The 9,672-nt window shown below is 54.8% G+C and carries 8 protein-coding genes; 4 read left to right on the top strand and 4 right to left on the bottom strand.

All coding sequences use genetic code 11. The features are described from left to right. Positions 1–337: 337 nt before the first annotated feature. Both JUJ53_RS05155 and JUJ53_RS05150 read right to left on the bottom strand, forming a co-directional pair. The gene (locus JUJ53_RS05155; RefSeq protein ID WP_343327890.1) at positions 338–1,246 is read right to left on the bottom strand and encodes an alpha/beta fold hydrolase; all 909 of its coding nucleotides are present in this window, start codon (positions 1,244–1,246) and stop codon (positions 338–340) included. 309 nt (positions 1,247–1,555) lie between these two features. Continuing rightward, on the bottom strand, positions 1,556–2,299 hold the full coding sequence (locus tag JUJ53_RS05150) for an HAD family hydrolase (protein ID WP_204150918.1): 744 nt from the start codon (positions 2,297–2,299) through the stop codon (positions 1,556–1,558). A gap of 236 nt (positions 2,300–2,535) precedes the next feature. Between JUJ53_RS05150 and JUJ53_RS05145 the strand changes: the two genes are divergently transcribed. Continuing rightward, a complete protein-coding gene (locus JUJ53_RS05145) occupies positions 2,536–2,769 on the top strand; it encodes a hypothetical protein (RefSeq protein WP_204150917.1) in 234 nt (77 codons plus the stop codon). 367 nt (positions 2,770–3,136) lie between these two features. Here the strand turns inward: JUJ53_RS05145 and JUJ53_RS05140 are convergent, their stop codons facing one another. After that, positions 3,137–5,242, bottom strand: coding sequence for a TIGR00300 family protein (locus JUJ53_RS05140; protein WP_204150916.1), 2,106 nt, complete (start codon positions 5,240–5,242; stop codon positions 3,137–3,139). Positions 5,243–5,710: 468 nt separating this feature from the next. Here JUJ53_RS05140 and JUJ53_RS05135 point away from each other — a divergent pair, with 468 nt between their 5' ends. After that, the gene (locus tag JUJ53_RS05135) at positions 5,711–7,351 is read left to right on the top strand and encodes a hypothetical protein (protein WP_204150915.1); all 1,641 of its coding nucleotides are present in this window, start codon (positions 5,711–5,713) and stop codon (positions 7,349–7,351) included. A 130-nt stretch (positions 7,352–7,481) separates the two neighbouring features. On the opposite strand, the gene JUJ53_RS05130 is transcribed toward JUJ53_RS05135, so the two are convergent. Next, on the bottom strand, positions 7,482–7,745 hold the full coding sequence (locus JUJ53_RS05130; RefSeq protein ID WP_204150914.1) for a hypothetical protein: 264 nt from the start codon (positions 7,743–7,745) through the stop codon (positions 7,482–7,484). 18 nt (positions 7,746–7,763) lie between these two features. On the opposite strand from JUJ53_RS05130, the gene JUJ53_RS05125 reads away from it, so the two are divergent. Both JUJ53_RS05125 and JUJ53_RS05120 read left to right on the top strand, forming a co-directional pair. Beyond that, positions 7,764–8,195: a response regulator gene (locus JUJ53_RS05125; RefSeq protein WP_204150913.1), complete on the top strand. Its 432-nt coding sequence runs from the start codon at positions 7,764–7,766 to the stop codon at positions 8,193–8,195. Positions 8,196–8,261: 66 nt separating this feature from the next. After that, on the top strand, positions 8,262–9,503 hold the full coding sequence (locus tag JUJ53_RS05120; protein WP_204150912.1) for an ATP-binding protein: 1,242 nt from the start codon (positions 8,262–8,264) through the stop codon (positions 9,501–9,503). Positions 9,504–9,672 lie beyond the last annotated feature (169 nt).

Genomic DNA, 9,672 nt, shown 5'->3' with positions numbered 1-9,672 from the left:
TGACCATCTTGATTGCCTCACCCTGTTCTCGCCTCTGTGCCTAGCCTAGCCAATTGTCTCCTCTTTCTCCAGCTAGTTTTGCCGCCCTAGAAAAAAAAACCGCGCACAGGGCACGGTCGTAGGAGCATAATTCACGAATAAAATGTAGTCACACCTGATGGTAAGAAACAGTGACGAGTCAGGAACGTCCAACAGATGAGTTGTTCATGTTGCTGAACATGTCTGTATTATTAGGGCGATCGCTCTTCAGGGTCGTGATGTATCTCTAGATGCTCCGTGATATTACGTTGTATTTTGTGTGACGCAGATCAGCTTGTAGGGCTGATCTCACCACCAGCTACGCCCAAGCTAAGGCCGTGAGCCAGTCTAGAATCGCGCTGTTGACCTCCTCTGGGCGTTCATCATGGGGGCAGTGTCCCGTCTTGGCGATCGCTTGAAAAGTCACTGAAGGAGTAGCTCCAGTCTCACGCTGAGCAGCGAGGTCTTGGTAAAGTTTGGATCCTGCAATGGGCGTCCAGGGATCGGCTTCCCCCCAAAGAACCAGGAGGGGTTGCTGAATCTGGGGCAGCAGGTCGCTGGGGCGGGGGCCGGCGGGGGCAGTCAAAATAGAGGCGAATACTTTCTGGGCACCGGGGTCGCAGGAGGGTTCGTAGAGGATATCAATCAGGTCATCGGTCACCGCTGTGGGGTCGCAGTAGACTTGCTTGAGGGTGCCGCGAATACGCGATCGCCGCCGGACTTGGTTGAACAACAGGGGCCCGAGAGCGGGAGAACTCACCAGTTTTGTGAATGTCCCCATCACCATCCGTAGCGGTAGATTCAGTTCGTCCGGGCGATGATTGAGACCCCCAGCACAGTTGAGTAAGACACCACCCGCCGCCGTCTGGGGCCGCTGTGCCAACATCATCATTGCCAGCAGTCCGCCGATGGAATTTCCCACCCACACTGCCGGCCGTTGGATGTGCTCTGTCCAAAAGTCGCTTAGGAGGTCATGCCAAAGATCTAGGCTATAGGCAAGGTCGGGCTTTGCGGACTTACCGAATCCCAGCAGATCGATGGCGAAGACCTGATAGCCAGCGTCGGCCAAGACGGGAATATTCTTCCGCCAGTGACCAATGGAAGCACCAAAGCCATGGATGAGCACGAGGGGTTGACCACTGCCCATGACGGTATAGCAGATGGTATGGTCGCGCCACTGCCAGGTAAGGTTAGGAAAAGCTAGGGTTGGCGAAATGGTGATTGTCACAGGGCTATTCTCTTCAATAAGGTAAGGTATTAGGCTAGGAGGCGAAACGTTGCTGGGGATTGATCATGGTGCCCAGGCTACGACTTGCATGACGTGGCTGAGTCTACGGTAGTGTTGCTGAATACAAGTATGAATTGCTCAATCTGCCCTAGGGAGAGCGGACAAGAAGTCTAGCTCCCTTCTCCCTAGGGAGAAGGGTTGGGGATGAGGGCAAATCATCTATCGATTCAGCAACGCTCTTGGTTGAACGCCTTGCCATGATGGGGATAGTTTCATTGTATCGAATTGTATCGAATTGTATCGTTCGGGCTAGGTGGCCAGCACGTCGATCTGATCGCCATGGTCAATGCATACCGTGGCGCTAGCCAACTGGAACGGACTCGCCCCGCCCCAGGTCACGCCAATACAGCCCGCAGCTCCTCCATACTTGGCCATGAGGATATCGGATTGGGAGTCGCCCACCACCAGGGTTGCGGCTGGATCAACGCCGAGGTGTTCACAGGCGCTATGGTAAAACTCCGCTTGAGGCTTACGGAGTTGCTCGGTGCTACCAAGGGCGATCGCCATGTACTCCTCTAGGTCGTAGCGTTTTAGGAAATCGTCTACCAAGGCAGGGCTGTCGGCGGAGAGGACGCCGAGGGTCACGCCAGACTGCTGTAGACGCTGGAGCAGGGGCTCCATGCCGGCAAAGGGGGGCGTATGGTCGGCTTTGCGGGGTAGGGTTTGGTCGGCTTCTCGAAAGCTAGCCTGCACCAGGGTGAGGGATTCGATCCACCCCCGTCCTGTTTCGGCAACGTAGGCCGCCGCCGCAATTTCATTGTCGTAGCGTGTGCCTAGGGCCATCAGTCCGCTGGGATCTAAGCGATCGCCCTCCACACCAAACGCCATCAACATCGGTTCCTGCACGCCCGGAATTTGGGCATCAATCAGACGCGATCGCCGCTGGGCCAGCTCTCGCAAAAAGCTAGCGGAGTCGGCTAAGGTGCCGTCTTTATCAAAGAAAATAGCTTGGATAGACGGAAATACCACGTCTTTGCAGCGAATAGTAACCACGACATTGACCCCTACGGCGATTGAACGCTTCTATGCTCTCACGGTCTGTCTATCCATCGGACATCTATTGGCAAGCAGAAGGGTGATCTACGTCACAGAATTACCAGGATGTGGTCACTCTTAGGCTTGCTTACCGTCACGGGACTTCTCTATGAAGGTCACACAAAATTGCTGGGGGCGTCACTGAGGCGATCGCTAAAACCGTAGACACTGTAAGCATAGAGTTCCTGATCGTCATGTCTACGTTTCCCCCACTCAATCTTGTTCCAGGTGCGATCGCTGAACTGTTTGCCCAAGCAAGCCGGTCGGGCGTTCTCACCGTTGCCGATCGCTACGGATTGATGGCAGCCGTGTTTGAGGAGTCACTCAATGACGACGAGCGCCGCGCCATCGACCGATTGCTACGAGCGGTTTATCGCGGTCATCTCCAGATTACGTCTGAGCTTTCCGCTTTGCTGGAGCTTGTGTAGCCCTAGGGTTCACACACAACCTGAAGTTCGTCACTCCTGCTGGAGCGTTTCTAGATCCTGAGCTAGAAACTCCTGAAGTCACAATCTCGTCACGCAGCGATCGCCCCAACCCCCTGGGGCGATTGTTGTTTTGTGGGTTGGCCGGGTTTCGACTCCGCTCAACCCTCGTCTCATAAGAAAATATATCGCTCTTACGCTGAGCGTGGGAATGCTCCAAACGGCGCTCCTGCGCCCAGACTGAGAGTCGCAGGAGCAACCAAGATAGGTGTCAACGCAGGAGCGCTGGCACCATAGAGTGATTTGGCACCATGATATAGAATCCCCCCCTGGGTCAAAAGCGGCCAGGGGGGGACTGGAGCTAACCGACCTACCGCACAGCTTGAGGCACGTTGAGCTTATCGAGCTGCTGCACCAAGAGACTGAGGAAGAGACCCACATCGGTGACCACGCCTACGGATTCCACCGAGCCGCGATCGCTCAACTTGGTGACCACAGCCGGGTTAATGTCCACACAGACCATCTTCACGCCAGCGGGGGTCATGTTGCCGACGCCGATGGAATGCAGCATGGTGGATAGCATCAGGATCATGTCAGCGCCGGTGATCAGGCGAGCGTAGTCAGCCTGGGCCGCAATCAGATCCATGTGGGTATCGGGCAGAGGGCCGTCATCACGGATGGAGCCCGCCAGGGAAAAGTCTACGTTGTGGCGCACACAGTCGTAGAAAATGCCTGAGGTCAAGATGCCTTGCTCCACGGCGGCAGCAATGCTGCCAGCTCGACGGATGATGTTGATGGCTTTCAGGTGATGGCGATGGCCACCGCGTACGGAAATACCCCGCTGCATATCCATGCCCAGGGACGTTCCCATCAAGGATTGTTCGATGTCGTGGACAGCGATCGCATTCCCGCCCAGCAGCGCCTGCACATAGCCTTCGCGGATCAGACGGGATAGGTGAACGCCGCCGCCGGTGTGGATCACCACAGGGCCAGCGGTGACCACAACTTTGCCGTTTTGGGAACGAATTTTCTGGAGTTCCCAGGCAATTTGTTCGACCACTAGCTCCACGCGGCGTTCGCTGGAAACTCCTGCGCCCATGAAGCTAAACTCTTGGCTGCTGCGCTGGTCGCGGGCATCGGCTTTGCGCACCGTGCGAATGCCGTCTACGCCAACCACCACGCGATCGCCCTCTTTGAGATCCCGTAGCAAACAGCAGCGAGCGATCGCCCCTTCAGCAGTGTCGCCAATCACGATCGCCCCATCCATGCGCTGCCCCTGTAGGCGGATCCAGTCGCCGTTTACCCGCACCTCGGTGGGATAGATGGTGGTGACGTAGAAGTCATCGGGGCCAACGCCGTCTTTGACGACCACTTCGGTATCCACATCTTGATCTTCCCGGGGGTTAGCGATCGCCCCTAGGTCGATCAACTGGGACAGAATTTCTTCCATGATGCTGTGGCTAGGAGCCGAAACCCGCACCTCAGCCCGCGACGTACTCTGCCGCTGCACACCTAGCTCAAAGTTGAGCACTTGGAAACTGCCGCCGCCATCGGTGATCACATCCAGGGCACGGTTAATTAAGCCAGAGTCTAGTAAATGTCCCTCTAGCTTGATGGTGCGGCTTTCGTAGGCCACGGTGGCAAACTTTTCGGTGAGTACTGGCTCCGTCACCCGCAGCGTTAGACATTTGGCGGCCCCGCCTGCTTTGAGGAATTCATCGAGGGGCGTTTCTAGAACCTGGAAGCCAACATGGGCAAGCTGTTGCTTGAGGGAATCGCTAGCCCGATTCATAATCACAATGCGATTGATATTGACGGCATTGCAGGCAAAGTTAATCGCATCCGGTTCGTCAACAATAATCCGCTTCTCCGGCGGCACCCGCAGTTCAATCAAGCGATTGGAGTAGGAATCAAAGGCGGGAGGATAGTAGAGCAGATAGCCGTCGGTGAGGGGGCAAAAGCAGGTATCTAGATGGTAGAACCGCTCATCCATCAACCGCAGAGACAGCACTTCCACGTCCAACCATTCAGCCAGGTAGGGATGGGAATCGAGTTCGGAGCGGAAGCCATAGCCAGCCCAGAGGTAGCGCCCTTCGCGATCAAACAAAGCATCGCCAGCTCCCTCAAAGGGCAGGTCTTTGGGCAATTCATGCACCGTAAAGCCCTGCTCTTCAAACCAGGTTTTGAAGTGGGGTTCTTCTCCTTGGCGCTCGGGGTGGAAGAAGCGGCTCAACACCACCGTATCACCGAGGACGAGGCCGGCATTGGCTGTAAACACCAAGTCAGGCCAGCCCGGTTGGGGTTTGATCAGGTCAACGGTGGCATGGTCTGCAATAATTTGATAAAGTCCTTGCCATTGCTCAAGCGCTCGGTCGCGCGAGGACTTATGGATGTTTCCCTCCATCCAAGGATTAATCACGTAGTCCACATCATAATGATGGGGAGAACACATGAGGAAGCGAATCGAAGCACTCATAAGTGACCCTTTTGAAGATAGATTGACCGACTGAATCATGCCAAGGCGCTAGAAAACGACGGTAGAGTGGCGTGCTCTAGCCTCGCAGCTTGGCGAAACCCTGCTTCCCCCTACTGTTGAGCAGAGCGATCGCCCACGAATCCTTAAACCAACACACTAGCCGCAGCCAATATGACATTGTATTACGTTCAGGGTAAGGATAATAAATTCTAGCGCCGTGAAAACGGCGGACTCAACCTGCAGAAGCGATCGCGCTATACCAGTATCTTCAAGGGATTGGGCAACATCAAATCCTAAGCAACTGGGGCCAGAAGCCAGGGGATTTCCACTGAGATGTGATGATTTGACTACATCACAAAATGATAGATTGAGGCTGGACTGGGAAATCAAGCGCGCCACCCTCGTTAGCCTTCGGGGGCGATCGCTGTTTCCCCATGTCTCTAGAATCTACTCCATCCAAACTGCTTTATGTCTGAGGATCCCGCTATCTATTCCGCCTCTGCTGACTCAGCCCCTCCAGAATCGGAGCGCGATCGCCCCTCAGGTGATCTAGCATCCCAGGACAAGCCTGAGGTGGCTGCTGAGCTATCTGGCAATGATTCTGGCAACGATGCCCCGGATCAGTCGGTGGAGAGCCTTGCGCCGCCGCCGGCTGATCCTCCTCCGCCTCCCAAATCGCCGATGCCCGTTGCGCCCGTGGATACGTCCTTGGACACGGGTGACGTGGTAGCCACGGTGCTCAAGACGGCGCAGGAAACCCTCGACCAATCGCTGGTGGTGGTGCGTCAAGTGTGGGAAGCGATCGCTCCCATTGCTCGGGCCTTGGCTATTTTAGTCCTACGGCTGCTGATTTTGGTGGGGGAATGGGGGCTAGAGCAATTGAACGTGATAGCCGATAGCCCGCCGTCTACAGCCAGTAAGCCCAAACGGGTGAAGCCCAAGGCTGCTACAGCCAAGGTAGCGACGGCACCCGATCGACTCTCCGCGACGCCAGCTAGTCCTGAGGCATCCACGGATACGCCAGCTATGGATGGTGTCTCTGAGATGGCAGACGGTTTCGACGAGGATGACCTAGAGGACGAGGAGCTTGACGAGGAGAATCTTGAGCTAGACGACGGTTTTGAGTTAGAGGATGAGGGTGATGAAGCAGCGGAAGAAGCTGAGGCTGATCGAGAACCGTCCGTAGCGTCTGCGCTCTTAGCCGACTCTCCACAGCCGAAAACGATGCGATCGCGGCTGCTCGGTATCAGTTGGACGATCGTCGGTGTGCTGTGGTCTCTAGGGGTGAAAATTGGGCGGGTGCTGTTGCCCAAACGCGTGGGCGATCGCCTCCCCGATCCATTGGTGGGTGCCCTCACGTCGGCGCTGGTGGTCTTGGTTTTGTGGATTACCTTATCTATTCGTTCGACACCGGTTGCCTCCAGCCCTGCGCCCGAACCGCCGCCGCTTGAACCCGTGCCCATTGAGCAGTTCCAAGAGCCGGAAAGCTCGGCGAAACCTGATGCATCTGATGCACCTCTGGTTTCTGAGCCCGTTTCTGAACCAGCTTCTGAGCCCATCCCTGAGTCGATGTCTGAGCCGGTCGAGGATCTCGAAGCTGATGATGCGTTGATTGAGGATATCCCTGAAGACGAGAGCCCTGCCGCTGAAGAGGCGATTCCCGATGCGCCCTTTATTGGCGATTTGCAGGATCAGCTTGCCGATGTGCTGGCTGACTATGCTGGGATGACGCTGAGTTCTGTGCAGGCCAATTTCCTGCGGGGTCGCTTGGTGGTCACTGTGGGTGATGGCTGGAATGGTCTAGGGAGCGATCGCCCTCACTTTGCCGCAGCTCTCTGGCAGCGATCGCAGGAGCTAGGGTTCAACAAGCTAGACGTGGTGGACGGGGAAGGCACGGTATTGGCCCGCAGTCCTGTCGTCGGCAGTCAAATGGTGATCTTTGATCAAGCCGCCGCCAGTACCCCAACGCCGGAGCCGAAAGCGATCCCGGAAGCGATCGACCAACTCGACCAACAAACCGATCCCGCCGTTGCACCGCCCATGGACGCAGTAGACTTGCCTGAGGAGTCCAACAGTGATCCACTGCCTACCGACCTCATGTCCTCTTGATCAACATTAACTGAGGTCTCGCATAGAAATAGTCGCCGCTCAGGTCAGCTTATGGATGAACCTGAGCGGTGTTTTTGTAGTCGGACACCATGGCATCAGGGTGAGGGATAGATTAGGCTCTATGAGTGGATTAATAGCGATCGCCACTCACGTTGGAACAACTGCCCATGATATCAAATCCGGGTGATTGGGCAGAATGTTCGAAGGAGTAGAACGACGGAGCATCGCGGCAAGACGAGTATAAACCCTTGCCCATCTGGCTTTGTCCTGCCCATCCCAAGGGCCCATATACACCGGACGGTAGATTGGAAAAGCGGTCGATCTCCCACCAGTGAGTGACGACAGCGATCGCACAACCTTCTACGATAAAAGAGCTAACCCACGAGGAACCCAAGGAGTGATTCCCCTGTATATGCAAGAACGTGTCATTCATATTCTGCTGGTAGAAGATGATGAAGTCGATGTTATGAACGTCCGTCGTGCGTTTCAAAAAAGCAATATCACGAATCCGGTTTATATTGCGAGTAATGGATTAGAAGCCCTAGATATGTTGCGGGGCGTCAATGGTCAACCATCTGTTGTGCCAGGCGATCGCCGTTTAATTTTGCTAGATTTAAATATGCCAAAAATGGGCGGCATTGAATTTCTCCAAGAACTTCGAGCCGACCCTGACCTCAAGCTAACGCCCGTTGTGGTGTTGACCACATCCAACCAAGACCAAGACCGAGTCGAGGCCTATAACCTAAATATTTCTGGTTATTTGCTTAAGCCGGTTACCTTTACAACCTTTGCAGAACTCATGACGACCCTCAACAAATATTGGGCGTTGTGTGAAATGCCGTAGAAAACGGCATTACGCTTATGGTTTTACGTCTTGGCCTGCAAGATCTCACATGGAAGCAATCGTCACATGGAAGCAACCCTCAGAATTTTAGTCATAGACGACGATGAAGTCGATCGTATGACCGTGCGGCGATCGCTCATTAAGGCTGGCTTTCGCTTGCAAGTAGTCGAGGTCGAAAATTGCACGGAGGCGATCGTCACGCTGCAAGAGTCGCCCTTTGATTGTGTATTTCTCGACTATCGCCTACCTGACCAAGATGGACTGCTGCTGGTGCAACAGGTTCGCCAAATCGGGATTCGGGTGCCGCTTGTGGTGCTCACGGGGCAGGGGGACGAAGAAATTGCGGTGGATTTGATGAAGGCCGGCGCTACAGACTACCTCGTTAAATCGAGAATTTCATCCGATAGTTTAGCGAGAGTACTGCGGAATGCCATGCGAGTTTATCAGGCAGAGATGGAGGCAGCCCTGGCTAACCAGCGACTGCGGGAAAGCAATGAGCTGCTCATTCATAAAAACCAAGAGTTGGAAATTCAGCGGCAGCAAATTCAAATTCAAAATATCAAACTGGTGGAAGCATCACGGCTGAAGTCTCAATTCTTAGCTACCATGTCCCATGAGCTACGCACCCCGTTGAATGCAATTATTGGCTTTTCCCAACTCCTGCTCCGACCGGGAAAACGTACCTTGCTACCGCAGCAGCAGGATATGATCCAGCGGATTCTCAATAACGGACAGCAGCTTTTAGCGCTGCTCAATGAGATCTTAGATTTCTCCAGGGTGGAAGCGGGGCGGCTAGACCTGCGTCCTGATACGATTGTACTGTCGGACGTGGTGAATGCTACGGTCAACGAGATGCGATCGCTGGCCGATGAAAAACAGCTTGAGCTTGCCGTACAGATTAATCTTCGGCGGCCGCGGGCCTTTAATGATCCAAACCGGTTGCGGCAGGTGTTGATTAATCTCCTCGCCAACGCCATTAAGTTCACCGATGCGGGCAGGGTCTCGGTATCCGTTTCTGATCCATCGGACAACATGGTGCAGATCGTTGTTCAAGACACGGGCATCGGCATTGCGCCAGAAGATTTTGATCATATTTTTGAAGCCTTTCGCCAAGTTGATCAAAGCCGGAGCCGCAAGCATCCTGGCACTGGGTTGGGGCTAGCCATCACCGACTCCTTGGTGAGAATGATGCAGGGCAGCATTCAGGTAGACAGTACTCTCGGGCAAGGATCGACGTTTATTGTGCAGTTGCCTAGGGCCGTGCCATTACCTGAAGAGGCCACGGCGTCGCTGCTGCCATTACGCTAGGTCGAGTGGCGCTCAATGTTCTGAGGTGTGCCCTAGTGCTGCAAGATAGAAGAACGAAGATAGAAGAACGAAAAGGGGAGCATCCCACTTTTGCAAAAACAGTGCCAAGGGGGAGAATAGAAGGGTAGCCCTAGGGATCACTCGCTATGACACCTGAAGACCAAGAGCG

The sequence above is a fragment of the Leptolyngbya sp. CCY15150 genome, assembly GCF_016888135.1.
In the GTDB taxonomy this organism is placed as follows: Bacteria; Cyanobacteriota; Cyanobacteriia; order RECH01; family RECH01; genus RECH01.
This window is presented reverse-complemented; position numbering and strand designations above follow the sequence as displayed.

Bases quoted from the DNA above. Each gene is read 5' to 3' on its own strand.
- JUJ53_RS05145 (WP_204150917.1), top strand. From the start codon at position 2,536: ATGTCTACGTTTCCCCCACTCAATCTTGTTCCAGGTGCGATCGCTGAA.
- JUJ53_RS05135 (WP_204150915.1), top strand. From the start codon at position 5,711: ATGTCTGAGGATCCCGCTATCTATTCCGCCTCTGCTGACTCAGCCCCT.
- JUJ53_RS05125 (WP_204150913.1), top strand. From the start codon at position 7,764: ATGCAAGAACGTGTCATTCATATTCTGCTGGTAGAAGATGATGAAGTC.
- JUJ53_RS05120 (WP_204150912.1), top strand. From the start codon at position 8,262: ATGGAAGCAACCCTCAGAATTTTAGTCATAGACGACGATGAAGTCGAT.
- JUJ53_RS05140 (WP_204150916.1), bottom strand. From the start codon at position 5,242: ATGAGTGCTTCGATTCGCTTCCTCATGTGTTCTCCCCATCATTATGAT.